This window comes from Catellatospora sp. NPDC049133, from assembly GCF_040648455.1.
Lineage (GTDB): Bacteria > Actinomycetota > Actinomycetes > Mycobacteriales > Micromonosporaceae > Catellatospora > Catellatospora aurea.
Map to the genome: position 1 here is coordinate 1 of NZ_JBEZDT010000028.1, position 24502 is coordinate 24502.

The 24502-nt window shown below is 72.9% G+C and carries 20 protein-coding genes and 1 pseudogene; 7 read left to right on the forward strand and 14 right to left on the reverse strand.

Going from position 1 to position 24502, the window contains the following annotated elements; genetic code table 11:
* Window positions 1-119 (forward strand): annotated as a pseudogene (locus tag AB0B35_RS28295) (TetR family transcriptional regulator); the annotation flags it as partial.
* A 228-nt stretch (window positions 120-347) separates the two neighbouring features.
* Here AB0B35_RS28295 and AB0B35_RS28300 read toward each other — a convergent pair.
* Window positions 348-470, reverse strand: a complete 123-nt coding sequence (locus tag AB0B35_RS28300) for a hypothetical protein (RefSeq protein ID WP_361050728.1) — start codon at window positions 468-470, stop codon at window positions 348-350.
* 348 nt (window positions 471-818) lie between these two features.
* Between AB0B35_RS28300 and AB0B35_RS28305 the strand changes: the two genes are divergently transcribed.
* Window positions 819-1544: an SDR family oxidoreductase gene (locus tag AB0B35_RS28305; RefSeq protein WP_361050731.1), complete on the forward strand. Its 726-nt coding sequence runs from the start codon at window positions 819-821 to the stop codon at window positions 1542-1544.
* 190 nt (window positions 1545-1734) lie between these two features.
* Here the strand turns inward: AB0B35_RS28305 and AB0B35_RS28310 are convergent, their stop codons facing one another.
* The 3 genes from AB0B35_RS28310 to AB0B35_RS28320 all read right to left on the reverse strand — a co-directional run bounded on the left by AB0B35_RS28310 (window position 1735) and on the right by AB0B35_RS28320 (window position 3792).
* Complete coding sequence (locus AB0B35_RS28310; RefSeq protein WP_361050734.1) at window positions 1735-2805, reverse strand: tetratricopeptide repeat protein; 1071 nt, start codon at window positions 2803-2805, stop codon at window positions 1735-1737.
* A 1-nt stretch (window position 2806) separates the two neighbouring features.
* Window positions 2807-3472 carry a hypothetical protein gene (locus AB0B35_RS28315; RefSeq protein ID WP_361050737.1) on the reverse strand — a complete coding sequence of 222 codons (666 nt, stop codon included), beginning with the start codon at window positions 3470-3472 and terminating at the stop codon, window positions 2807-2809.
* Window positions 3473-3534: 62 nt separating this feature from the next.
* The gene (locus AB0B35_RS28320; protein ID WP_361050740.1) at window positions 3535-3792 is read right to left on the reverse strand and encodes a hypothetical protein; all 258 of its coding nucleotides are present in this window, start codon (window positions 3790-3792) and stop codon (window positions 3535-3537) included.
* Window positions 3793-3973: 181 nt separating this feature from the next.
* On the opposite strand from AB0B35_RS28320, the gene AB0B35_RS28325 reads away from it, so the two are divergent.
* Window positions 3974-4639, forward strand: a complete 666-nt coding sequence (locus AB0B35_RS28325; protein WP_361050742.1) for a hemerythrin domain-containing protein — start codon at window positions 3974-3976, stop codon at window positions 4637-4639.
* Here AB0B35_RS28325 and AB0B35_RS28330 read toward each other — a convergent pair.
* From AB0B35_RS28330 to AB0B35_RS28340, 3 genes are all read right to left on the reverse strand, one after another.
* Entirely contained in the window at window positions 4627-7935 is a 3309-nt protein-coding gene (locus AB0B35_RS28330) for a BTAD domain-containing putative transcriptional regulator (RefSeq protein ID WP_361050745.1), read from the reverse strand. The genes AB0B35_RS28325 and AB0B35_RS28330 overlap by 13 nt on opposite strands.
* A 564-nt stretch (window positions 7936-8499) precedes the next feature.
* Window positions 8500-10662: an MMPL family transporter gene (locus AB0B35_RS28335; RefSeq protein WP_361050748.1), complete on the reverse strand. Its 2163-nt coding sequence runs from the start codon at window positions 10660-10662 to the stop codon at window positions 8500-8502.
* 77 nt (window positions 10663-10739) lie between these two features.
* Window positions 10740-11996, reverse strand: a complete 1257-nt coding sequence (locus AB0B35_RS28340) for a glycosyltransferase (protein ID WP_361050751.1) — start codon at window positions 11994-11996, stop codon at window positions 10740-10742.
* A gap of 204 nt (window positions 11997-12200) precedes the next feature.
* On the opposite strand from AB0B35_RS28340, the gene AB0B35_RS28345 reads away from it, so the two are divergent.
* Window positions 12201-12815, forward strand: a complete 615-nt coding sequence (locus AB0B35_RS28345; protein WP_361050754.1) for a TetR/AcrR family transcriptional regulator — start codon at window positions 12201-12203, stop codon at window positions 12813-12815.
* A 257-nt stretch (window positions 12816-13072) separates the two neighbouring features.
* On the opposite strand, the gene AB0B35_RS28350 is transcribed toward AB0B35_RS28345, so the two are convergent.
* Genes AB0B35_RS28350 through AB0B35_RS28360 form a run of 3 tightly spaced genes read right to left on the reverse strand, consistent with a single transcriptional unit; the run spans window position 13073 to window position 14009 of the window.
* Window positions 13073-13231 carry a hypothetical protein gene (locus AB0B35_RS28350; RefSeq protein ID WP_361050757.1) on the reverse strand — a complete coding sequence of 53 codons (159 nt, stop codon included), beginning with the start codon at window positions 13229-13231 and terminating at the stop codon, window positions 13073-13075.
* Complete coding sequence (locus AB0B35_RS28355) at window positions 13228-13662, reverse strand: MerR family transcriptional regulator (RefSeq protein ID WP_361050760.1); 435 nt, start codon at window positions 13660-13662, stop codon at window positions 13228-13230. Before AB0B35_RS28355 ends, AB0B35_RS28350 begins: the two co-directional genes overlap by 4 nt.
* Window positions 13659-14009, reverse strand: a complete 351-nt coding sequence (locus tag AB0B35_RS28360) for a hypothetical protein (protein WP_361050762.1) — start codon at window positions 14007-14009, stop codon at window positions 13659-13661. Before AB0B35_RS28360 ends, AB0B35_RS28355 begins: the two co-directional genes overlap by 4 nt.
* Before the next feature lie 151 nt (window positions 14010-14160).
* Here AB0B35_RS28360 and AB0B35_RS28365 point away from each other — a divergent pair, with 151 nt between their 5' ends.
* Together AB0B35_RS28365 and AB0B35_RS28370 are read left to right on the forward strand one after the other, a co-directional pair.
* Window positions 14161-14496 carry a hypothetical protein gene (locus AB0B35_RS28365; protein WP_361050764.1) on the forward strand — a complete coding sequence of 112 codons (336 nt, stop codon included), beginning with the start codon at window positions 14161-14163 and terminating at the stop codon, window positions 14494-14496.
* Window positions 14497-15108: 612 nt separating this feature from the next.
* Entirely contained in the window at window positions 15109-19341 is a 4233-nt protein-coding gene (locus AB0B35_RS28370; RefSeq protein ID WP_361050767.1) for a CHAT domain-containing protein, read from the forward strand.
* Between the two features lie 137 nt (window positions 19342-19478).
* Here AB0B35_RS28370 and AB0B35_RS28375 read toward each other — a convergent pair whose 3' ends face one another.
* Window positions 19479-19907, reverse strand: coding sequence for a hypothetical protein (locus AB0B35_RS28375; protein WP_361050770.1), 429 nt, complete (start codon window positions 19905-19907; stop codon window positions 19479-19481).
* A gap of 314 nt (window positions 19908-20221) precedes the next feature.
* Between AB0B35_RS28375 and AB0B35_RS28380 the strand changes: the two genes are divergently transcribed.
* The gene (locus AB0B35_RS28380) at window positions 20222-20626 is read left to right on the forward strand and encodes an ATP-binding protein (RefSeq protein ID WP_361050993.1); all 405 of its coding nucleotides are present in this window, start codon (window positions 20222-20224) and stop codon (window positions 20624-20626) included.
* 90 nt (window positions 20627-20716) lie between these two features.
* On the opposite strand, the gene AB0B35_RS28385 is transcribed toward AB0B35_RS28380, so the two are convergent.
* The 3 genes from AB0B35_RS28385 to AB0B35_RS28395 all read right to left on the reverse strand — a co-directional run bounded on the left by AB0B35_RS28385 (window position 20717) and on the right by AB0B35_RS28395 (window position 22892).
* Window positions 20717-21163 (reverse strand): STAS domain-containing protein, encoded by a 447-nt coding sequence (locus tag AB0B35_RS28385; RefSeq protein ID WP_361050773.1) that lies wholly within the window; start codon window positions 21161-21163, stop codon window positions 20717-20719.
* A 27-nt stretch (window positions 21164-21190) separates the two neighbouring features.
* Complete coding sequence (locus tag AB0B35_RS28390; RefSeq protein ID WP_361050776.1) at window positions 21191-22372, reverse strand: DEAD/DEAH box helicase; 1182 nt, start codon at window positions 22370-22372, stop codon at window positions 21191-21193.
* A 316-nt stretch (window positions 22373-22688) separates the two neighbouring features.
* A complete protein-coding gene (locus tag AB0B35_RS28395; protein WP_361050779.1) occupies window positions 22689-22892 on the reverse strand; it encodes a cold-shock protein in 204 nt (67 codons plus the stop codon).
* Window positions 22893-24502: the final 1610 nt, after the last annotated feature.

Genomic DNA, 24502 nt, shown 5'->3' on the forward strand with positions numbered 1-24502 from the left:
ACCTCGACGCGTATGGGCTGATGCGCGGCGTCGGCAACCTGTGCATAGGTGCCGACAGCCCCCGCTACGATGCACGGCGCATGGTCGGACTGCTGATCAAAGGACTGCGCCTGCGGTAACCGCGTTCGTTCATGACCAACACTGGCGACACGCCACAACAGCACGGCGCTCCACGAGTGCCGCCTCCGGGCCAGCCGACAAACGCCAGGTCGACGATCACGATCGCAACGGGTGACGAGCACAAGACCACCGGCGACTTCGCCGCTCTGGCGTCGGGCGGGTCAAGGTGTCCATGAGCGGTGTACTCGACTCACGGCCCGAACGGAAAATGGTGAGTTAGCGGCGGGCTAGCCGACGTTCAGGTTGCCGTTGTCGAGTTCGACCTGGCCCGACTCGTACAGCAGCGCGCCGCCCCCGGCCTCGGTGATGCGCACCGCGAGGGTGTCACCATTCCGGCCCAGTACCGTCACTCGATCACTGTGTAGCGCTGTACCAGCAGCAGCTCGACGCAGTCCCGGTGCGCTGAAAGGGCTGGTCGGCGACCGCAGTGTCCGCGCAGGCCAAGTTGGTCGCAGGAGCTGCCCGCCGTCGGTGTGGTCGGGCGTTGAAGGTACAGGTCTCATGGAATAGGTGGGCCATATCGGCCCCGCCGCCGCCCGGGCACCGGGTGCCGACTTCGGTGCCGAGCTACGTGCGTTCAAGGGCGAAACCGACCACGTCCACCTGCTCGTACACCACCCACCCGCCGTGCAAGGCCGCAGGCGGGAGCCGGTCGGATACGCGCCCGCCCGGCGGGTCGATGCGCGAAGATGGGGGTCATGGCGTTCGAGGGCACGCGCGTCCTGCTGGTGGGTGGCACCTCCGGGCTCGGCCTGGCGGTCGCGCAGGCCGTCGCCGAGCGGGGAGCCGTCCCGATCGTCGTGTCCGGCAGGCGCGCCGGCGTGGACCGGGCGCTGAGCCTGCTGCCCGCCGGCGCGCAGGGCGCGACAGTCGACGTGACCGATCCGGACTCGATCGCCGGGCTGGTCGAGCGGACCGGGCCGATCGACCACCTGGTGTACACGGCGGGTGAGCCGCTGCGGCTCACCATGCTGGCCGACCTGACGCCGGAGGTCGCCCACGGCTTCTGGGAGACCCGCTACTTCGGCGCTCTGGCCACCGTGCGCGCGGTGGCCGCAGCCGGCGCGCTGCCGCGGACCGGCTCGATCGTGCTGACGGGCGGCAGCGCCGGGCAGCGTCCAGGGCCTGGCTGGGCGCTGGGGGCCAGCATCTGCGGCGCGATGGAGGCGCTGACCCGCGAGCTGGCCCTGGAACTCGCCCCGATCCGGGTCAACCTGGTCGCGCCCGGGGTCACCCGCAGCCCGCTGTGGGCGGCCATGTCCGAACAGGAACGGCAGGCGATGTACGACAGCGTCGCCGCGACGCTGCCCGTGGGCCGGGTCGGCGAGCCGTCCGAGGTGGCCCTGGCCTACCTGTACGCGATGGAGCAGCCGATGGCGACCGGCACGTCGATCCTCGTCGACGGCGGCGGAGTGCTGGTCTGACCGGCGACACCGGGGTCAGAGCGTGCCAAGCGCGCCGCAGTCGACGGGCAGCATCACTCCGGTCAGGTGACCGCCAGCCGGGGAGAGCAGGAACGGGCGCTGTTCGGCCGCGAGTTCACCGACGGCACGATCACCGGCCTGTTCGCCATACCGATCCCCCGAACCACCGTCGCATGTTCGAGCCATCCGGTCAGGACGGGACGCGGAGCCGCCGACGGTTGTCCGCGGCGGCCGCCAGCGCCGGATGCCCGCCGTCCACGGTTGCGGCGAGGATGCGGTACGCCCGCTCGGCCAGCACATACGCCTCGGACGTATCACCGCGGTCGGCGACGACGACAGCCAGGTTGTGCAGCGTCAGCGCGGTGTCCGGATGCTCCGCCCCGAGCGACGCCCGCTTGCCCGCCAGCGCCGCGCGGTAGAGCACCTCGCTCTCGGCCAGGTCCCCCAGCGCGGCCCGCACCGAGGCGAGGTTGTGCAGGTTGACGGCCACCTCGTGGTGCTCGGGACCGTGCCGGTGCGTGAAGTACGCGATCGCGTGCCGCAGCAGCGGTTCCGCCTCGCCGTGTCGGCCCTGGGCGTGCAGCAGTGCGGCCAGGTGTGCCTCGTCGGCGACGATCGCCGGGTGTCCGGCCGGATGACCGGCGCGGTGCAGGGCGAGCGACCGCCGTGCCCACCGCTCCCCCGCCGCGAACTCGCCCCGGCTGTGCGCCAGCCCGGCCAGGTTGTGGCAGAGGGCCGCCAGCCGGGGATCATCCGGGCCGTGAGCCGCCTCCAGGGTGCTGATGGCGAGCGCATAGGCGGCCTCGGCGTCGTCGAGGCGCCCGGCGAACTTGGCCAGCACGCCCAGCTCGTTCCAGACCGGCACCCGGTCCAGATCTGAGGACGCACCCTCCGCGAGGGCCAGCGCCTGGCGGAGGGCACCCTCGGCTTCGCGGTACCGGCCCTGGCGGCGCAGGCAGCCGCCGAACGCCGTGGCCGCCTCGATGTGCAGGCGCAGCAGCTCGCCCTCGGCGGGCAGTGCGGCCAGGACCGCCACCGCCCGCCGATGGTGCGCCTCGGCGATCACGTGCGCGCCGGTCTCGTCGTATGCCGAGGCCAGCAGTGTCAGCACATTGGCCACGTCGGGATGACCCGTGCCGCAGTGCTCCTCGAATAGCTCCAGCGACTGCCGACACAGGTCGATCGTCCGCGTGTGGCGGTGCGCGTCACGTTCCCGCAGCGCCTCGTCGTGCAGCAGCACCGCGTACGCGGTCAGGTCCATCTCAGGCGGCCCGCGCCGCGGCGGCCGGACGCGTCGCGAGCAGCGCCGTGGCCAGGTGGGCCAGCGACACCACGACCGTCGCCGGGATGATCCACAGGCCTTCGGCCCCGGGCAGGCCCGGGAAGACGACCATGACCACGACCGCGGCGACCAGGGCGCCACCGGCCGCTCGCACGCCGCGCTGGTCGCCGCGCCAGATCAGGCCGATGCCGTAGACCAGGGTGGCCAGCAACCAGGCGAACCCGAGCACGGCGTTGACAGCCTCGCCCGGCCCGGCTTCGACCTGCTCGCGCACGCCACCGGGCATCGGTGCGATGAACGCCTCGAACCAGGCCCCGGGGCCGAACCCGGCGAAGGCGACCGCGGACACCAAGGCCGAGGCCGTCACCATCCAGTGGGGACGCACAAAGCCGCCCACGGCGATGAGCATCGGCAGGCCGGCCGCGACCAGCATCCCGCCGAGGGCGAAGGTGAGGTGTGCCGCCTCCCAGGTCGGCGACGCGTACGCGGCGGTGTCGTGCCGCAGCGGGTGCATCGCGTTGCCGGCCGCGAACAGGACGGCTCCGATGCCGACCAGGTACGCGGCCAGGCGGCGCATGCCGAGCGTGTTCGTCTCTCTCCTGGCGTGCTCGCTGGTGCCGGTCGCGGTGGTGAGGGTGTCGTTCATCGGTCTCTCTCTTTCTGCGGTTGCGGGCCGGCGCGGCTCGGCGCCGGCCCGGCGATCGGATGTCAGCTCTGGCGGGCGATCGACTGGCTGTGGTTCAGGTGTGAGCCACCGGCGTTCAGCCGGGTACGCAGGGCCACCGCCTGGCTGTGGTTGGTCGCCAGCCCACCCGCTTCGGCCTGGCTGCGCGCCGCCGTGGCGTGGGAGGTGGCGACGCCGTCCTCGGCCTGGCCGGCCGGACGCGCGGTGACCGCCGCGCTGTGGTTGATGGTGAGGCCGCCCGCGCGGACGCGGGTCCGCATCGACTGGTCATGGTTACGCATCAGGAACTCCTCGTTTCCGACGATGCCGGGGGCGTCCCGGCCGGATCAGCGTCGCGCCGGCCACTTGGCGGGGACTTGGGATCGACTTGTGCCGCACCTGACGAGCCCGCCAAGTCGTCGCCAAGCCGGCGGCGTCACGGTGGCGGCGACATCGGCATGCCGAACAGCGAGGAGAGCGACCGTGCCTGCTGCCCCTATCGAGCGTCCCCAGCCGCTGGGCTTCCGCCTGGCCCACCGCGCGATGCGCGGCGACGCGCGGCGCCTGGCCGATCTCGCCGGGCGTATCGGTGCCGGGGTCGTCGTCTGCGACCGGCGCCGGGCGGCGGCCCTTGCCGACTACGTGTGCCGCGTCTGCGACGGCGTGCATCTCCACCACGACATCGAGGACCGTCACCTGTGGCCCGTGATCGACCGCGCCGCCGGGGCCGAGGTCGACCTCGCCGAGCTGAGCGACGACCACCGCGCGCTGGAGTCGCTGCTGGACCAGGTCCGCGCGGCGGTGACCGCGTTCGCCGCGGCGCCGTCCGACCGCGTCGCCGCACGGCGGCTCGCGCAGGTGCTGGAAGGCCTGCGGGACCTGCTGGACGAGCACATCGAGGAGGAGGAGCGCACGGTCCTGCCCCTGGTGGAGCGGTACGTGTCGGCGGCGGACTGGCGGCGGGTCGAGGCGGCTGCACGCCTGGCGGGCGATCCGTGGTTCGACCTGCCGCGCATCGAGCGGTTCGCGGCGCCGGACGAGCTGGCGGAGCTGCACGCCCTGGCGGGACCGGTGCTGCGGGTGGCGCTGCTGTTGCTGCGCCCCGTCCACCGCCGCCGCGAGCGGCTCATCTTCGGTCAGAGCAGGTGAAGGCCTGCTTGCGCCCGGTCGGCCCAGTGCCCGCTGCCGAGGCTTTCGGCGAGCTGTGCGGCGTCGCGGTAGTGGCGGGCGGCGTCGTCGTCGCTGCCGGCGAGCCGTGCCAGGCCGGCCAGCGCGAGGTCGACCGGCCCGGCGGCCAGGGATCCGCTGGACAGCCCGGCCACCCGGCCCGCCCAGGGCAGCAGCGCGTCATAGCAGGCCGCAGCGGTCGCGTGATCCTGCAGCAGGACCGCGTTGTCCGCGCGCACCGCCATGAACAGCAGCCAGTAGTACCCGGCACCGATCTCCAGCGACGGCCGCCACACCGTGCGGGCCTCGTCGGCGCGGCCCGCGGCGACCAGCGCGCGGACGAGCATCTCGTTGATCTCCGCCGTCGGCAGCACCTCATGGAAGCCGTGCAGGGCGTCCGCGGACTCGTTGGCGCGGCCGGCGGCGAGCCGGACGAAGAACTGGCCGAGTATCGCGAACGCGTGCGCGCTGACGCCGCCGTGCCGGCCGATCTCGGCGGCCAGTTCGGTGTAGCGGCGCTCGGCCTCGTCGAACCGTCCCGCCACGAGCGCGCGCAGCGCGTCGAACATGTGCAGGATGGCCAGGGTGAGGCCGAGCTGCCCGGTCGTGGAGTGCTCCACCGCCCGGTCCACGTGGGCCCTGGCCGCGTCAAGGTCGTTGCGGCCGAGCTGGGCCAGGCACAGGACGTGGTGTGCCTGAGCCTGGAAGCCCAGGAGCCCGGCCGCGGAGCTCACCGCGAGCAACTCCTCGCCCAGCGCCTCGATCTCGTGGTTGCGCTGCGGCGCGAGCGCGGCGAAGTAGCGGGCGTTGAGGGCCAGGCACAGCAGGTGCGCGTCGCCGGAGGCCCGGGCCAGTTCCAGCGCCTGGGCGCTGGCCGATTCGGCCCGGTCCTGGTCCATCCCCTCGACCTCGAAGACAAGGGTGGTCAGCAGCCGGCAGCGGACCTCGTCGACACCGGGCGGCAGCAGCGTGAGCGCCGCCTCGACATCGTCGACCACGGGCCGGTCGAGCACCCCGTTCTCGCGTACGGTCCAGGTCACGGGTGCGTCGAAGGCGCCCAGTGCGCGTGCCGTGGCCACCGGGTCCCCGACCGCGCGGGCCGCGGCGACGGCGCGCTGGCGGGTCTGCCGCGCCGCCGCGACCGCACCGGCGTGCGCCTGCGCCGACACCAGTTCGCACAGCAGGTCCAGGCGCGCCGCCGGATCGTCGTCGCGGGCGGCGTCGAGGACGTCGAGTGCCCGGGTCAGCAGTGACGCGGCCTCCCGGTAGGCGTAGAGGCGTCCGGCGTGGCGGGCGGCCGTGGCGGCGTAGCCGACCGCCGACCGGGCACCCTCGGGCCCGGCGGCGAGGGCGTGCCGGGCCAGGGCCGCGACGTCGGCGGGGCGGGTCCGTTCCAGGGCCGCCAGCACCCGCGCGTGCAGGCGGGTACGCCGCAGCAGCGGCGTGTCCTGGTACAGCGTGTCGAGGACCAGCGCGTGGGCGAAGCGCACCCGGCCGGGCGAGGGTTCGACGAGCAGCCCGGTGAGGACGGCGGCCTCCAGCCCGTCCAGGACGGTGTCCTCGTCGGCACCCTCGGCGGCCAGCAGCAGGTCGACGTCGACGTCGCGGCCCACGACGGCGGCGTTGCGCAGCACGGTCTGGGCTTTGGCGGGCAGGCGGGCGATGCGACGGCGCAGCACGCTGCGCACCCCGGCCGGGACCGCGTCGGCTGCGGCCGGGGGTCCTTCGGCCGCGATCAGGCGCGCGGTCTCCTGGACGAACAGCGGGTTGCCGCCGGTGCGCTCGGCGAGCTTCCGTGCCGCGCCGTCGTCGAGGTCGACGCCGCTGTGGCGGCGCAGCAGTGCGACGCCGTCGGCCGGGCTCAGCCCCGCCAGCTCGACCGTCTCCGCGCGCGGACCGGCCAGCGCCGCCCACGTCGGTCCCAGGTGGTCGGAGACCTCGGTCGAGCGGTACGCGGCCAGCATCAGGATCGGCGACGCGGTCAGCTGCCCGGCGACCTGGCGCAGGATCTGCAGCGTCTCCTCGTCGGCGCGGTGCACGTCGTCGAGCACGACCAGCAGCGGGCCGTCTGCGGCCACCTCGGCCAGGTACTGCCCTACGGCGTGGGCCAGCCAGAACTGGCCCGCCGCGGCAGGTTCCCCGGCGGGCCGGCGGTCGGGGTCCAGCAGCGGCGACAGCGACGCGGCCAGGCTGTCGGCGGGCGGCCGGGCCTGCGCCAGGGTCCGCAGCACCTGGCTCCACGCCCACGCGGCGGGGGCGCCGTCGACCTCGGGGCAGCGGCCGACGGCGGTACGCCATCCGGTCTCCGCGCCGAACGCCTCGGCCAGGGCGCTCTTGCCCGCGCCGGGTTCACCGCCGATCCACACCACGTGGAAGCCGCCGCACCGCGCCCGGACGGCCGCGTCGGCCAGCCGGGCCAGCTCCGCTGAGCGTCCCACCAGACGTTCGGGCTCAGCCTGGCGTGCCGGCCGGTTCACCGGCTTCGGCCGGCGGGCTACGCCGGACGCGGCCGTGTCGAGGTGCGCGGCCTGCCGCAGCACGTCGGCCTCCAGGGCGCGCAGCGCCGGACCCGGGTCGACGCCCAGCTCGTCGGCCAGCCGCTCGCGCGCCCGCCGCAGCACGGCCAGCGCGTCGGCCTGCCGCCCCGACCGGTAGAGGGCCAGCGCCAGCAGCCGCACCGCCTCCTCCCGCAGCGGATGGGCGCGCACGTGCCGGTCCAGGTCCGGCACGACCCGCATCGCTTGGCCGAGGCGCAGCACGGCATCGGCCCGGTACTCCACGGCGACCGCGCGCAGCTCCTCCATCCGCGCCACCTCGGGCTGGGCCCACCGCTCGTCGGCGACCTCCGCGTACGCCGGGCCGCGCCACAGTGCCAGCGCGGTGTCGACCAGCGATTCCACGCGTACCGGATCGTCCTGGGCGTGCGCGTCGGCGGCGGACGCGACGAGGTCCTCGAACCGCCACGCGTCCACATCGGATCGTGACAGCCGAAGCGCGTAGCCGGGCGAGGCGCTGACCAGCACCCCGGCGGGGGTGCGTGCGGGGCGGGCGGGTTCGAGCACGCGCCGCAGGTTGGAGACGTAGGCCTGCAGCGAGCCCAGCGCCTTGGGCGGTGGCTCGCCCTCCCACAGGTCGTCGAGGAAGCGGTCGGTCGACACGACCTCACCCGCGGCGCCGACCAGGCGGGCCAGCACCGCCCGCTGTCGTGGCGCGCCCGCGTCCACCGGCTGGTCCGCGACCCACACCTGCAGCGGGCCCAGGACGTTCACCCGCACCATGAACGACGATCATACGGAGACCGGGGCGCGGAACTGTCATCCGATCGCCCGCCCCGGCGTCGCCATGCCGACATTCACCGGAGGCGCCGCGGGCGCGGCAGTGGCCGCGCCCGCGTCACGACCGCGGCCGATCACACGGAGGTGCCCATATCCCACCAGTTCCGGTGGCCCAGGAACGTGCCCACGTCTCTGACGGGCGTGGACTGGGAGGAGAATGAAGGCCATCAGCCGCTTCCTCTCGCACTCCGGCACGACGTAGTCGACGCTCCTGCCGGGTGCCAGCGTCGCCACCAGGTTCAGCTTGTCCCCGCCGAGACCTCCCAGATCTCGACGCTCTGGCGCTGGAGCACGTTGCGGATGGACATCCTGTCGTATACGTCGATGTCTGCGGTGAGACCTACGTTCAGCCGCCGGGTCACCGTCCGGCCACCAGCCGTGCGCGCGGAGAGCTCGGCGGGCATCTCGTGCAGCGGCCGCCCGGCGCTGCGGCCGCTGCACGAGACCTGGACATGGCGGCCCGCTCGGCGGTGAAGCTCGGGCGGTGCCGGACCGGTGGTTGCCGCGTCAGTGCTCGGCGAGCGCGACGTGCGGCAGGCGGCGCTCCAGCGGGCGCGGCAGCCACCAGGCTCGTTCGCCCAGCAGTTCCAGGACTGCCGGGGCCAGCACCAGCCGGACCAGGGTGACGTCGATGAGCACGGCGGTGGCGAGGCCGAGGCCGATCATCTTGACCTCCGTCTCGCCGTCGGCGACGAAGCCGACGAAGACGAGGGTCATGATGGCGCCCGCCGTGCCGATGAGTCCGGCGGTGCGGCCGACGGCGCGGGCGACGGCGGTCCCCGCGGCGCTGCCGCGCTGCCGCTCCTCACGGACGGCCGACAGCAGGAACACGTTGTAGTCCATGCTGAGCCCGAACAGGATCGCGAACATCAGCATCGGCACGAAGGAGACGATCGGCTGCTCCGCGACTCCGAGCAGGCTGGTTCCCCAGGAGGTCTGGAACGCCAGGGTGACCACGCCGTAGGCCGCGCCGATGGAAAGCAGATTGAGCACGGCGCTGACGACCGGTAGCAGCACGGAGCGGAAGACGACGCCGAGCAGGACCAGCGACAGGCCGATGACCACTGCCAGCAGCAACCAGAGGCGGCCGGAGACCCGGGTGGCGAGGTCGTCGAAGGTCGCGGTCGTGCCGCCGACGTACGCCCGTGCTCCGGTGCCCCGCAGCGCGGCGGGAGCTACCTGGTCCCGCAGGGACTCGACGAGGTCGGACGTCGCCCGGTCCTGCGGTGCGCTGTCCGGGATCACGGTCAGCACCGCGGTGTCGCCGACAGGGTTGACCTGTGCGGGGGTGACGGCGGCGACGTCGCCGCTGCCGCTGATCGCGGTGCCCAGCTGGGTCAGCGCGGCCTGGCGGTCGGTGGTCTCCCGCAGGTCCACAGCGACCAGCAGCGGCCCGTTGAAGCCGGGCCCGAAGCCCTCGGCGAGGCGGTCGTAGGCCACGCGCATGGTGTCGCCGGCGGGCCGGGTGCCGTCGTCGGGCTGGCCGAGCTGCAGGTCGAGGGTGGGTGCGGCGAGGGAAAGCAGGGCCACGGTGACTGCGGCGGCCCACAGGGCGGGGCGGCGGGCGACGGTCGCGGCCAGCCTGGCGGCCATGGACCGGCGTTCGGCCGCCCCGCCGCCGGCCGCCGAGTCCAGTGCCGTCGCGGGGGCCGGCAGGGCCCGCTCGGCTCGCGGCAGCACTCGCCGACCGGCGAGCCGCAGCAGGGCGGGTACTAGGGTGACGGCGGTCATCGCCGAGACGGCGACCACGAGTGCGGCGGCCATGCCCATGCGCCCGATCACCGGGATGCCGGTGACGTACAGCCCGCAGATGCTGATGACCACGATGGCACCGGCGGTGAGCACCGAGACGCCGATGGTGCCGTTGGCGTTGGCGGCGGCGCGTACCGGGTCGTCGCCTGCGCGCAGCCGGTCGCGGAACCGGGCGACGACGAACAGGGCGTAGTCGACGCCGGCGCCCAGGCCCAGCATCACCGCGATGGTCGGTGCGACATTGGGCACGTCGACGAAGCCGGAGATGACGGTGAGCGAGATCATGCCGACCATCAGGGCGAGGACGGCGGCGCCGAGGGTGACCGCTGTCGCGGCGAACGACCGGAACAGCAGGTTGACCAGGATGAGCGCGGCGATCAGGCCGACGACCTCGCCGATGGGCGCTGTGCGCTGGCGCAGCTGGTTCACCACCGGGCCGCGCAGGGACGTCTCCAGCCCGGCGTCGGCGGCCACGGCCTGCGCCTGCGTCAGCCGGTCGAGGTTCGCCTTCTCCAGGTCGGCGGCGACCTTGGTGTACTGCACCGTGGTGAAGGCGATCCGCCCGTCCGGGGAGACCTGCAACGGGGTCACGGTCGCGACGTCGGGTTGGGTGCGGACCTCGGCGAGGACCTGCTCGACCGCGGCTCGGCCCGGGTCATCGGGCAGGTTCAGCGCCCCGGGACCCGCCTGCTGGGCGAACACGAGCGTGGCCGTGTCCCCCGCCTGGGCGGGAAACCGGTCACCGACCAGGTCCGCGGCGTCCTGTGAGCCGGTGCCCGGTAGGCGGACACCATCGGTGAAGCCGGCGCCGACGCCGCCGGCCGCCCCGCCGAGCACGAACAGCAGTAGTACGAAGCCCACGATCACGCGGACCGGATGGCGGGCGGCGGCGCCGCCCAACCGGGACAACCAGGACATCAGATCTCCGTATGCGGTGTTGGTAGTGAGGTGGATTGTTCGGTGCTCCCGGCCGGATCACGGCCGGGACGGGGAAGTCAGCGCAGCCGAGCGCCCAGGCGGTCGAACACGGCGACCGCCGCGCCGACGCCGTCCTCCGCGCGCACCCGCGCGCCGAGGTCGGCGGCGCGGCGGCGCATGCCGCCGTCGGCGGTAACCGCCCGTAGCGCGGCCGCCAGCCGCGCCGAGGTCAGCCGCCGCCGGGCGATCGGCGCCGGGCCGGCCCCGAGTGCTGCGACTCGCGCTGCCCAGAAGGGCTGGTCGACACCGAACGGCACGACGACCTGCGGAATGCCGGCGGCGAACCCGGCACCGGTGGTGCCCGCGCCGCCGTGGTGGACCACAGCCGCGCATTGGGGCAGCAGCCGGTCGTGGGGTGCCTCGTCGAGGACGAGGATGTCGTCGGCGAGGTCGGCCGGCTGCTGCAGGCCGCCCCAGCCGGACAGCAGTACCGCGCGTACGCCCGCCTGCCGGGCGGCGCGGACCACGAGTTCGGTGAGCGCCGCGGGGTCCCCGCCCGCCATGCTGCCGAAGCCGATGCAGACCGGGGCCGGGCCCGCGTCGAGGAAGCTCCGCAGCGCCGGGGGCGGTGCCCAGTCGTCTCGGGCGGGCAGCATCCAGTATCCGGTGACGTGTCGGTACGGTCCCCACTCGGGCGCGGCCGGCACGACGTGCCTGCTGTAGCCGTAGACGGCAGGCAGACCGCGACGGGGGTCGCGCTTCGGGTCGGCTTGCGCGGGCAGTCCCAGCACGTCCGTGCGGACCTTGCGGGTGGCCGGGGCGAACGGCATCCGCAGCGCCGCGGCGGTGAGCCGGTGGCCCAGGCGGGTGCCGAGCGGGCTGGGGCCGGTCAGGCGCGGGGTGAGGACGCCGGGGAAGGCGGCCGTGGGCGGTCCCAGCGGCTGCAGGTGGGACTCGACGAACGGCACGCCGAGCTTCTCGGCGACGGGCAGGCCGGCCACCATCCCGCCGACGCCGCCGGTGATGAGGTCGGCGTCGGCGCAGGCGGCGAGCATGTCCGCGGCCGGCCGGACCACGAGGTCGGCGGTGTGCTCCCGCATGAGCCGGGTACGCCGCGCGGGGTTCATCTCGGCGACGCCGGCGGCGGACCGTGCGGCCTGTTCGGCGCTGCCGGCCATCGCGACGACGTCGATGCCGTACGCCCGCAGGCGCGGGGCGAAGTCCTCCGGCGCGAGCAGGCGCACCTCGTGGCCCGCCCGGTGGAGCCCGAGCGCCAGTGCAGCGTAGGGCTGGATCCCGCCGCGGGTGTCCATGGCGATGACGGCGATGTGCATGGTACGTCCTTGTCGTCGGTCGGGTCGGGCGCGGTCCCCGCCGGGTTGCGTAGGGTCGTGAGGAGTGGCCGTTGGGGCAGGCTGAGGCTGCGGACGCGGCCGTCCGAGTATTTTCGAACACTTGATTCAAACAACTGCTTTACTCAAGCGCTTGAGTAAAGCCCGGCGGAACGGCCGATGTCAAGCGGATGCTTGAATACAGTCATGCGAGACACCCCGAGCCGACTGCGCGAGGCGGCCGAACGCCTGCTCGCCGAGCGTGGCGCAGCCCGGATATCGCTGCGTGACATCACCGACGCCGCAGGCGCCAACGTCGCCTCGGTCGGCTACCACTTCGGCTCCAAGGACGCCCTGCTCGACGAGGTCGTCCGCAGCTCCCTCACCGAGATGTACGACCAGCAGAGAGCCCGTTTGGCGCAGCTGCCCGAGGACGCCGGGCTTGAAGACCTGGTCCGCGCCTGGGTCCTGCCCACGTTCGCCACCCATGCCGAGCAGGACGAAAAGCAGCGCCGCCGCTCCCGGATCCTGCAGGACGCGCTCAACCAGCCCTCCCCCGCCGTCACCGCGCAGCTCGCCGAGATGGCCGCACCCGTGCAGCGGCAACTGCTCGACCGCATCAGTCGGCACGTGCCCCACGTGCCCCAGGAGGAACTGTGGTTGCGGCACACCGCGGTGCTCGCCGCCCTGGGCGCCCTGGGCAGCGACGCCTTCGCCGGAATGCTCGCGGCCGTCCCGCCCGACCGGCTCGCCGACCAGCTCGTCGCCTGGATCGTCGGCGGTCTCACCGCCGAGCCCGCCGGACCACGGCAGACCGCCTGACCGGCCGGTGCACCACCGCCGGCTGATCCGACCCGGGCCGGACGAGCGATCTGCCCAGCACGCTGAAGCCGGCGGTGCCATCACGTTGGTACGCATCGCGGATGCTCGACCTGCAGACGCTGCGCGAGGCACTCCCCGGCGAATGGCGGGTCCTGGCCACGACCTTCCCGATGTGGCTGGTCCGGCCGCCGCCTGCAGCCGACGTTCCGGTACGGGTTGCTCGCCGACGAGCCCCTCACGCTCAGCGACGAGGTCTCCTACCGCACCCGCGGCATGATCTGCCCGAGCGCGGCCCAGCCGGCGCCGCCGAGTACGCCTGCGGCCAGCAGCAGCCGTATCGCGCAGCACAGGGCGCAGGCCAGGCCGGTGAGCCCGCCGAGTCCGCCGGGCAGCAACGTGCGCAGTCTTTTGATCATCTGTTGTCTCCGTGGTCGAGTCCGGCGAGCGGGACGGGGCAGCAGGCGGTGGTGGCGCAGGTGGCCAGGTCATCGCAGCCGGCGTCCAGTGCGGCACGCAGGCTGGCGGCGACGGTCTGCAGGTCAGCGATCTTCGCCTCGATCTCGGCGAGCTTCGCCGCGGCTCGTTTCTGCAGGCTGGTGTCTCGGCGGCGGCCGTGCCGGTGGGTGCCCAGGTCGACGAGTTCGACGACCTCGTCGAGGGTGAATCCGAGCCGCTGCGCCGTCTTGATCACCCGGAGCAGCGTCAGCGCCTCGACGGGGTAGAGCCGGTGCCCGCCGGGGCTGCGGGCCGGTTCGGCCAACAGCCCGCGGCGCTCGTAGTAGCGCAGGGTCTGCACGTTCACCCCGGCCGCTTCGGCAAGTTCCCCGCTACGCAGTCCCGGGATCATGACCGGTCGTGTATGGCGTCGGCCCGCTGGCCGAGAGCGGAAAGCACGTCGGCGTGGGCGGGTGGGACCTCGATGTCGAGGGTCACCTGGCCCGGTGCGTGGGCGCTGATCCTGAAGGTGAAGAACGAGCAGCAGTCGCTTTCACGTTCCGCGAGGTCACGTACGGTGGCCTCGAGGTCGGATCCACCGGTCAAGGTGAGGCGCAGGTGGGTATCGGTCACGCGTTCGCCGTTGCGGACGGCGTTGGTGAAAAGGGTGTCGATCTCGGCCAGGCGCAGCGGCTGCTGCGCTGTCGGCAGGGTGCAGGCCTGCGGCGCCAAGTCCGGACCAGGGGTTTGCTCGGTCACGACCTCACGGTAAACCTGTACCCGGGTACCGGATGCAAGTCTTATGGGACCGTCACGGCGACCGGCTGGTCGGTGCGAGCAGGCGGCCGATGGCAGGGCCAGGGCACATCGGCTGTCGGTCAACGAATGTGCAGGTACGCCGGTGCCGGCGTTGGGCAAGCTCGTCATCCCCGCCGTGACCGGCCTGCTGGTCGCCTGCGCCACCGGCGCGTCCGGACCAGAGGCCTCACCGACGTGCATGCTGGTGACCACGGCACGTCATGACTTGGTGCTTAGGTCCGTCGTCTTGCAATCGGGGCTGGCGGACGCCGCTGTCTGGCGCCTGCGGCGCGACGGTGACGACGACGACGACTGGATCATCGATGCCGACCCGGAACAGGCGCGCCTGCGCGACATACGCGGACTGCACCACCTGCGCAGCCTTGTGGCGGCTCCGGGCCAGGAGATCGCCGTCCTGGATCTGGTGGCGGGCACGGCGGTCTCGTGACACCCCCGCCCGAACACGTACTGGACACCGCAGCCCGCACCGCATGGCGAAAGCGGCTCGCCGGCATCGGGGAGCAGATGGACGAGGCCGACCGCACGGGCGACGCCGAGCTCGCCACCAGGCTCGCCGCCGAGCGGGACGGCACTGATCTCCGAACTGCGCCGCGCCACGGGACTGGCGGGCCGGCCGCGGAGACACACCGCCGAGGCAGAGCGGGCACGGTCAACGCGACGCGTGCTCTGCGGACATTGCTCCAACGGCTGGACCCGATCGCTCCGATCGACGCAGCCCACCTGCGTGCATCACTGCACCGGCAGCTACTTCCGGTATCAGCCCGCCGCCGGAGGACCCGTGTGCTGGCAGGTGTGATCGCGACGAACGACCTTGTTCACCGGCTGCCTGCGCACCTAGGTAGGGGGCGACCGCATGCTGCTCGGTGCGTTCGTGGCCGTGGCGACAACGCCGGTCGGATCAGCGCTGACCCACGGCGTTGCCGGGCGGTGAGGACATTGCGGATACCGGTGGAACCTGCCTCACCTTCGGCGCATACATTCCCGGCATACCAGTTCCGGGCGGGGCCGCATCCGCACGGACGGAATCGGGAGTTTGGTCATGAGTTCCACCAGGCTGGGCCGCGCCACGTTCACGCCGGGCGTCCACGGGTCCGCCACCGACGGTGCGCGGGCCGGTCACATCGTCATCACGTACGCCCCTGACGATGAGGCGCATGTCGACGCGGTCCAGGACCTCTGGATCCTGCTGCGCGCGGCGGGCCTCGACGCGAGGATGGCATCCGCACCGGACGGCTCGCCTGACGAGTTCACTTCCGCCGCCGCGGTCGTGGTGGTCGGCTCGCCGGTCTACCGGGAGATCGCCGCCGCCGGGGAGCCGTCCGGCGAGCACGAGGGTCTGCGGCAGGCGGCCTGCGCCATCGCGGACCTGGCCGCCGCTGGCGAGAAGTCCCCGGCCGCGGTGCTGCCGGTGGTGCTGCCCGGTGGCACGGTACGCCACCTGCCGGCGTTCCTGTCCGCGCACTCCGTCCCGCTTTTCCGGCTGCGCACGCTGAGCCGCCGCGGCGTCGCCGCCCTGGTGGCCGCGCTGCACGAGCGCTGCGGTACGCCTGATCCGACGCCCCGCCACGAGCTGCGCCTGGTGGTGAGCGTGGCGAGCGGCCGGGTCCGCTGCGCCACGACGCTGTCCGGAACGCTGCTGTGCGAGCGGGACGAACCACTGCCGTTCGGGCGGGACGAGGTCTGGTCGCTGCTGGACCTGCCCGACGCGCAGACGCGGCTGGCGCGGCTCGGGCAGCGGCTGTCCGGGGCGCTGTTCGACGCCGACTGTCTCGACCAGCTCACCACCCTGGTCACGAAGGCCGCCGAGGGCACCGTCGTGGATGTCGTGATCGAAGCCGACGGGGCGGCTCATGAGCTTCCGTTCGAGCTGATCCAGCTCACCGACCAGCAGAGCCTGGCCACCGTCGACGGCGTACGCCTGACCCGGACCGTCGCCGGCGTGGCGCACCTGGCCGTCACGCCGTCGCCCGGTCCGTTGAAGATCCTCGTGGCGGTCGGGGCGCCCGAGGTCACCGAGAATCCGGCGCTGGACGTCGAGGCCGAGATGCAGGCCATCGTCGGGGTCGTCGGTGGACTGGGCCGGGCCGAGGTGACGATCCTGGAGACAGCAGGCCCTCAGGAGATCGCCGAAGCGCTGCGGCGCGACGCGTACCACGTGCTGCACCTGTCCGCGCACGGATCTCCGTACGGGGTGGAGCTGGAGGACCGGGACGGCAACGCGATCGAGGTGCAGGCCGAGGACCTGGTGCGGGCGCTGCGGCGCGGCGGGCGGGCACTGCCGCTGATCGTGCTGTCCAGCTGCGGGGGCGCGGCGGACGCGGACGCGGGCCTGGCGGTGACCCTGCTGCGGCACGGCGCCGAGCGGGTCATCGCGATGCAGACCACGGTCACCGACGTGTACGCGACCGGGCTGATCACCCGGGTCTACCGAACGCTTGCCGAGCAGAACACCTCGGTCGCCGAGGCGCTGGCCGAGGCGAGGTCGGCGCTGTTCGACGACGCGCAGGGCGTCCCGGCGCCGCAGCGGCCCGAGTACGCGGTGGCGGCGCTGTTCGCGGCCGGGGACGGCCCGCTGTGGGACGCCGCTGCCGTGCCCGAGCCGCTGAGCAACCCGACGGAGCTGCCCGGCGGCGCGGACGCGCGCGACCTGTCGCTGGGCGAGCTGGTCGGCCGGCGCGCGCTGCTGCGCAACGTGTCGCGGGTGCTGCGTGACGAGGTCCCCTCCGGCGGCAGGTCACCGCTGGTCAACGGTGTGATGTTGACCGGAGCCGCCGGGATCGGCAAGAGCGCGCTGGCCGGCCGTGTGGTCAACCGGTTGCGTGACGACGTCGACGACCCGTGGACGGTCCTCGTGCACCACGGGCTGTGGAATCCGGAGCAGCTCATCGCGGACGCGGCCGCCGGGACAGACCAAGGAGACCACGGCGACCAGGCCCTTGCCCTGGATGCGGTCACGGCGGCGCTGCGCACGCGGCGGCTGCTGGTCGTGTTCGACGACTTCGAGCAGAACCTCACCGCGGGCGGCGCGGGCTTCGCCGACCCGGGGTTCGCGCGGGCCTTCACGGCGCTGTGCGAGGCCGCGGAGCGCGGCAAGGTCCTGGTGGCGAGCCGCTATCCGGTGCCGGGAGAGGTGGCGCTGCTGCGGGTCGAGGTGCCGCCGCTGGGCGACGCCGAGCTGCGCCGGATGGTGCTGCGGCTGCCCGCGATGCGTGAGCTGGCCGCTGCCGATCGCGAGACGGTGCTGCAGGTCGCGGGTGGCCATCCGCGGCTGCTGGAGTTCGTCGACGCGCTGCTGCGCGGCGGCGGCCGGGCCCGGCTGCCCGAGGTCGGCGAGCGGCTGCGCAGGCTCGCCAGGCTGGAGCAGATCACGATTGCCCGCTCGGCCGGCGCCGCGCCCGGCGCTGTCGAGGCGACCCGGCAGGCGGTGGCTCTGGCGGCCCGCGACATGCTGCTCGACGACCTGCTGGGCCTGCTGTCCGAGGTAGAGCGGGAGACGTTGCTGCAGGCGGCGGTGTGCCGGGTGGCGCTGTCGCCGGGCGACCTCGCGTACGCGGTGCAGGGCCGGGAGGTGTCGGAGCAGGAGCAGGCGGAGACGGCGGGTCACGTCGCGCGGCTGCGGGACCTCACCCTGGTCACCGGCGGTGAGGCGGTCGCCGTGGAGCCATGGCTGCGCGAGGCCCTGACGCCGGTGCAGGGCGCATCGCGCCTCGGCCGACACGAGCGGGCCGCGGCCATGTGCCGCCACATCGTCGCCGACAGCCGGGCCGACTTCGCGACCCTCATCGAGGCGGTACACCACCTCGCCGCCGCCGGCCGGTTCGACGAGCTGGCGGAGTTCGCCGAGTCCACACTGCCCAGCCTGGGCGGGCAGCACACCGTCGCGGCGTTCCTCGCCGACGTGACCACCGCCCTGCCCGACGGCCACTCCGCCTACCCGGCGCTGCTCAGCCGGGAACGCGACGCGCTGGAGGCGATCGGCGCCAGCACCGCCGCCGCGGCCAAAGGCGAGGAGCTGGTGGCACGGGCAGGGCAGGCTGCCCAGGCCGCACCGCAGGACGCGGCAGCGCTGCTCGCGCTCAGCGCGGCACTGGACGGGCAGGCGCGCCTGCTGCACCGGCTCGGCCGCATCCCGCGGGCGCGGACCTACTACGAACAGGCTCTCGCCATCGACCTGGCGCTGTCGGAGGCAGCGCCCGACGACGTGCCATACCAGCGCAACCTGGCCCTGAGCCTGGACAAGGTCGCCCGGCTGAGCCTGTACAGCGCTGACACCGGCGCCGCGCTGAAAGCGGCCGGCCAGGCCCTGCAGATCCGGCAGCGCCTGGCCGACGCGCAGTCAGGCGAACCGGCGCTGCAGCGCGACCTCAGCGCCTGCCTGGACACCCTCGCCGCGGTCCACCAGGCCGACGGCGACATCGTGGCGGCCAGGGACCTGGTCGAACAGGCCCTGCAGATCCGGCGGCAGCTGGTAGAAGGCGACCCGCAGAACGCAGTCCTGCTCGCCGACCTGCTCGACGGCGTCGGCGACCTCGCCGACCTGCTCGGATTCACCGGCCCGGACGCCGAACAGGCCCGGCAGCTGACCGCGGAGGCCGCCTCGGTCGCGACCGGGCTCGTCGAGGCCGACCCGAGCAGCGTCGAGTCCCGGCGGAGACTGCTCGCCTCCCACTGGCGGCTGGGCGACATGGACCTGGCCGCCGGCGACCTGTCGTGCGCTCAGGAGCATTTCTTGAGCGCGCAGGCGCTGGCTCAGCAGCTGGCCGACGCCGACCCCGCCAGCATCGACGGGCAGCGCGACCTGGGCATCGCGTTGCGCCGCATGGCCGACTACACATTTGCCAACGGACAGCCGGAGGAGGTCCGCGGCCACCTCGAACGATCGCTGGAGGTCGCGCAGAGCCTGGTCAACCGGTTGCCGCGGCTCGGCCGGCTGCACCACGACCTGGCTGAATCCCGCCTGCGCCTGGGCGACTGGCTGCGCGACAGCGGCGATCCGGTGGCGGCCCGCACACTGTATCGGCAGGCGCTGGCCAGTCGACGGCACCAGGCCGTGCTCGACCCTGACGACGCCAGTAGCCTGCTCGGGCAGGCCGAGGTGTATGAGCGACTGGCGCAGCTGGCCCATGCTGCCGGTCATCCGGGGCGGGCACGAAGGCATTGGCAGGACGCACTGGCGCTCGCCGGTCAGGCACACGCGGCGGCGCCGAACGAGGCGGTCCGGGAACGTGTGGCGCTGTACCAGCAGCAGCTCGACGCAGTCCCGATGAGCTGATGGGGCTGGTGGCGACCGCAGTGTGCGCGCAGGCCAAGTTGGTCACCTGGGCTGCCCGCCGTCGGCGTGGTCGAGGCGGGCTCAGGCGGTGACGTCCTCTGGCCCGCTCACGCCCGATCCAGCGGGACGGCAGCCGGTCACGGGCGGCGAACCGCCGGCGGCTCCTGGCCGGACTGGCAGCCGGCGTTGCGGTCGGCGAGCGCCTGCGCCATGCGGCCGAGGAGGAGCTGCCGCTCCTGCCTGGTCGGTGCGAGCTCGGCCGCGCGTTCCAGCTCGGCTGCGGCCACGGCGTGGCGGCCGAGCCGGGTGAGGATGTCCCCGCGCACCGCGCCCAGCAGGTGGTAGCCGGCCATCCGGCGGTCGGCGAGCAGTGGTCGGGTCGTGGCGAGTGCGGCTTCGGGTCCGTCGACGTGGAGTACGGCGACCGCGCGGTTGAGCTCCACGACCGGTGACCGGGCGATCTGGGTGAGTGCGTCGTAGAGCGCGAGGATGGCGACCCAGTCGGTGACCGCGAATGTCGCCGCGCGGGCGTGGCAGGCCGAGATCGCGGCTTGAAGCGAGAACACGCCCAGGGGCCGGGCCAGGTCGAAAGCGCGGTCGAGCCGCGCGACAGGCCGGACGCAGACTCGCAGCTGCCGTCGCCCGGCACCACGGCCTGGCCGCGCGCTGACGCACCACCAGTCGGGTTCTGGCGAAGCCGCACCCCGACCAAGGAGGGCCGCCGCTGATCTTCCGAGGCGGCTGGTTTGGCGGGCCAGCCGGTGACCGCCGAGGAGTGCTCCCGGAAAGTGGCGATGGTCTTCGACGTCATCGGGGCGGCCGACGCCGGGCTGCGCTTGGGAGCGCGCCATGACCGCCGCCGACCCACAGGCAGCGCAGGATCGGGCGTTTCCGGCGACCGGCACGGAACTCGTCTGCGGGTTCACGGCACCGGACGGCTCCGGGCCGCTGTCAGCGCGCACGCCGCCGAGGACGGCAAGGCTGCCGAACAGCGGAGCAAATCCTCGTCGTGGCAACAGAACCGGCCGCCAACGCGATCCGCCACGGTGATGGCGGAGGTCGTCTGCGGCTTTGGCGCGTCGGTGACGCGCTGCACCGCGAGGTCACCGACAACGGCCTCGGTATCGTGAACCCCGACCAAGCCAGCGCCCAGCAGGTCTCGGTAAAGTCCGGCGGAGGCCGCAGCCTATTGATCATCCGCCAGTTCAGCAGCGAGGTCACCATCGCCGGCGACCTGCGCGGCACGCGGGTCACTGCCGTCCTGCACCTCTCACGTCCGGCTTGACCAGCTGACCCGGGCAGCTCTCCTGATCTCGGGCAGTGGCGGGCAGGTGCGCGGGCCGTCGTGACGGTGGCCCCACGCACCTGCCGACTGTCACGGGCGTGCGGTACGTGGTCGCGGCGATGGAGGCCGCGTGCCGCGGTGTCCGCCGCGGCCCGTTCTCGGTGCCTGAGCGTCGAGACGCCGTAGGAGCGGCTTGGCGAGCAGATGTTCGACTCCGCACAGCCCGATCTTGGCTGTGACAGCGCGCGACGGGTTGACGATGAAAAACGGCCGCCGGTGTTGGGCCGCTTGGCGGTGGCAGCCGATGACCGCCGCGATCCCCGCTGCGTCGATGAAGGTGACCGCTGACATGTCCATGGTCAGATTCGCGGTGTGGCGGGTGGCCAGCACGGCACCGGTCACTTTGCCGAGCAGGTACGCGGTGGCGACATCTATTTCGCCGGCGACGAGCAGGCAAAACCCGCCGGCCTGTGCCTGCAGTCGGATGCGCAGCTGCTCAGGCAACAGGACACCACCGGTGGTGGCGGTGTCCGGCACAGGCCGGCCTGTGCTGCGATGCCATGCTCAGCGGGTTCTCCGGCTGCGGCGGGAGCGACGGACGGGCTGAGCGGCGTCGGGTGCCGACGACCGCGGCGCGGCGAGCACGGCCGGGATCCCGGAAGGGGTACGCGCGCCGGTGATGCGCGACAGCTCCTGGTCGTGCGGGGCCACCGACGTCGTGCGCGCTTTGACTCCTGCGGCGGCGAGCAAGCGGGAGGTGTCCCGACGTTCGTGATCGGCCACGAGGGTGACGACGGTGCCGGTGCGCCCGGCGCGGGCGGTGCGGCCGCCGCGGTGCAGGTAGTCCTTGGCGTCGTTCGGCGGGTCGTAGTTGACGACCAGGTCGAGGTCGTCGATGTGGATGCCCCGCGCCGCCAGGTCTGTGGCGATCAGCGCGTTGACCGCGCCCGACTTGAACTGGTCGAGGATGCGGGTGCGCTGCGGCTGCGACTTGCCGCCGTGCAGGGCCGCCGCGGTGACGCCCCTGGCCAGCAGCCCTCGGGCAACCCGGTCCGCGCGGTCCTTGGTCCTGACGAACATGATGACCCGGCCGTCGCGCGCGCCGATGTGGGCCGTGGTGGCGTCCTTGTCGGCGGCGTCGATGTGCAGCAGGTGGTGCTCCATGGTGGTGACCGCCCCGGCGGGCGGGTCGACCGCGTGCCGGGCCGGGTTGTTCAGGAAGCGCCGGACCAGCCGGTCGACGTCGCCGTCGAGCGTGGCCGAGAACAGCATCCGCTGCCCGCCCTGGGCCGTCGCGGTCAGCAGACTGGTGACCTGGGGCAGGAAGCCCATGTCAGCCATCTGGTCGGCCTCGTCGAGCACGGTGATCTCGACCTGGTCGAGCCGGCAGTCGCCGCGGTCGACCAGGTCGTTCAGCCGGCCCGGAGTGGCGATCACGATCTCGGCGCCGGAGCGCAGCTGCTCACTCTGCCGGACCAGGGACAGCCCGCCGACGACGGTCACGATGCGCAGGTTCAGCGCCCTGGCGTATGGGGTCAGCGCCGCACTGACCTGCGCGGCCAGCTCGCGGGTGGGCACGAGCACCAGCCCCAGCGGGCGGCGTGCGCCGGCCCGGCGCCCCGCCAGGCGGGTCAGCATCGGCAGCCCGAATGCCAGTGTCTTGCCCGAACCGGTGCGCGCCCGGCCGAGCAGGTCGCACCCTGCGACGGCGTCAGCGATGCTGCGAGCCTGGATCGCAGACGGCACCGTCAGCCCGTGCGCCGCGAGGGTGTCCAGCAGCGCCGGGTGCAGCGGAAGTTGGGCGAAGCTTTCCGCGTCCGGCAGGGTGGGCGAACTGGCTGGTGCTGAAGCGGTCGCGGCTGGGGCCGACGCCCGTGCGGGTCGGCGCACTCGGCGGCGTGGCCGTTCGGAGACTGCTGTGCTCAAATTGGAGCCTTTCGGAGTCGCGCACACGGCGGCTCTCACCCGTTTCCGGGCAGCCGTCGGGACGGTGGATGGGTACGCGTGGTCGGCGTAGCGGCATACGCGGTGCCGGCCACGCGTACGGGAAATGGCTGGTGGATCAGACCAGGCGTACGGCTTCGGCCTGCGGACCCTTCGGGCCCTGCACGATGTCGAACTCGACCCGCTCGCTCTCGCGCAGCTCACGGTAGCCGTCGAGCTGGATGACCGAGTGGTGCACGAAGACGTCGGCGGTGCCGCCGTCAACGGTGATGAAGCCGAAGCCCTTGTCTGCGTTGAACCATTTAACGGTGCCGATTGCCATGTGGTTCTCCTGGATAAGGGGGCTGCGCTTCGCGAGGCCCCCGATGGGCCGTCTCGAGCAGCGGCAACCGCGGTAATCCGGAAGGAGAACCCGACGTCGGGCAGAACGCCCCGGCGAGGTGGAAGATCCACGAACAAGAAACTGTGCCCTTGACCATACACCCCGGAGGGGATTACGGGAAACGGTGCGCCGCTGCGCAGGCGGCCATGGCGCGTGCTCGCCGGCTGGGGCACCAGCGAGCCGGACTGGCTCGACGTCGCAGCGCTGATCGTCGGTGAATGGTCGGCAACGCCGTCCTTCATGTGGGCGGCTGTCGAGCGCTCGTCGCCTACGGCCGCGACGGGCAGGTGGATGCCCGTCACCGGAGGAAAAATAAGACGCCGACGAAACATTGCCCGCCCATGCGGGTACTGGACCAACGCGAAGACGGCACGAGTTCGTTCATGGTGCCGCACGAGCAGTACAGGCCGACCAATACCGGGTCGCGGTTTGGGCCCGGCGTTGCCGGTGAGGCCGGGTTCGGTCGGGGTTGCACCGTAACAGGAGCAGTCGGCCGTGCCTGCTTGTTGGCCATGAAAGCAGGCGAGGCCAGGCAAGGTTCAGGGCTTCGCCTGGGTTGGACAGTCCGCCGTACGCAGTGGGGCCATGGAGTTGCGTGGGGCTCCAGCGCCGGCGGATGGCACGACAGCAAGGCAAGTGGAAGCAGAGAGAAAGGGAGGGCGGTACACCGCTGGATCGCCCGTTGCAGGCTGTCGTTTCTAGCCTGGCGGTCGCCGCTGTTCCGTCCGCACGAAAGGTGGTCTCGGTCACGCTTACGCGATCCTCTCGCCTGGCGCCGATTACGGCAGCCAGAGCGGACACGACACTTCGGCGCGATTAGCCGATCATGGTGTTCTACCCGTAACCCTGGGCCCCGGCGCTCTCGCGCCGGGGCCCTCGTCGTGAAGATGTGAATGAGTCAAAAGCCGCAGGACATGTTCGAAGACGACCCGCTACTGATGCTCCGGACCGCCGAGATGCTCGGCACCACACCTGACACGGCCGGCGCATGGCCGCCAGTCGACCGGTCCGTCTACACGCCCCCCGCCAGGTGGGGCGTGTGGGGCGGCTAAGGTGATCGCTGGGGCGTCAGCTGCACGGTCCAGGTCCGGGCAGTCCCGACGACCGCCATTGCCCGGCAGAGCAGGTCGCAGCCCAGCTGCGGACTGCCTTCGGCGAAGCCGCGGTTGATGAAGCTGATCGCCCTTGGGTGGTCACCCGCTTCAAGAGCATTCTCCAGTCCGATGGCCAGGGCCGCGGCGAGCGAGGCGTGAAAACTGTCCGCCCCTCTTTGGCGGAGGGTCCTGGCGGGTTCGCGCAACAGTGGCGGAGCGAACGTGGGAGGGGCTAACGCCAAGGTCATGTCCTTCTTCTACGGTGATCGCGTCGGCGAGTTGATCCGCCGTCCACTCTACGCACACCTGGCGCGGCACTGCCGTCCTTGACTCCTACATCTAGGTTCAACGATCGATGGCCGGCTCGTCGCGCTGCACGGCCGACGCGTCGCGGCGATCGAAATCGCGCCACGTGGCGCAGTGCGGTGACGACGGCAGCGCGATGGTGCCGGCGCG